Origin of the sequence: Burkholderia sp. S171 (assembly GCF_009766085.1) — a bacterium.
Classification (GTDB): domain Bacteria; phylum Pseudomonadota; class Gammaproteobacteria; order Burkholderiales; family Burkholderiaceae; genus Caballeronia.
Map to the genome: position 1 here is coordinate 1 of NZ_LMUF01000008.1, position 430 is coordinate 430.

Genomic DNA, 430 nt, shown 5'->3' on the forward strand with positions numbered 1-430 from the left:
AACGATCCGATGGAAGCGACCTTTGTTGGCATCCACATGTGGAAGCAGGCGGCCGAGAAAGCGAAGAGCGTCGATGTCGATAAGATCCGCGTAGCGATGGTCGGCCAGAAGTTCGCAGCACCGTCGGGCTTCACGCTTGAGATGGATGGCAACCACCATCTGCACAAGCCGGTCATGATCGGTGAAGTGCGCGCTGACGGCCAGTTCAACGTCGTGTGGCGCACGAAGACGGCCATTCGCGCGCAACCGTGGAGCCCGTACATTCCAGGCAACGAAGGCAAGCCGGATGTGGTGAGTTCGATTCCGGATTTCCTGCGCCGGCGACGCGTGGCTTAAAGGCTTGGGCTTGGGCTTAAGCTTAAGCCTTAGTAAGTACTAGCTACGAACGTTGAAACATCGAACCGCCGCGCACTCAAGCACAAGAATCCCG

1 protein-coding gene is annotated in these 430 nt (G+C 57.9%); it reads left to right on the plus strand.

Annotated elements, in window-relative coordinates; translation table 11 throughout:
* Positions 1 to 336: transporter substrate-binding protein (locus GSQ93_RS05600; protein ID WP_158934641.1), on the plus strand; the 336-nt coding region annotated here is incomplete at its 5' end.
* Positions 337 to 430: the final 94 nt, after the last annotated feature.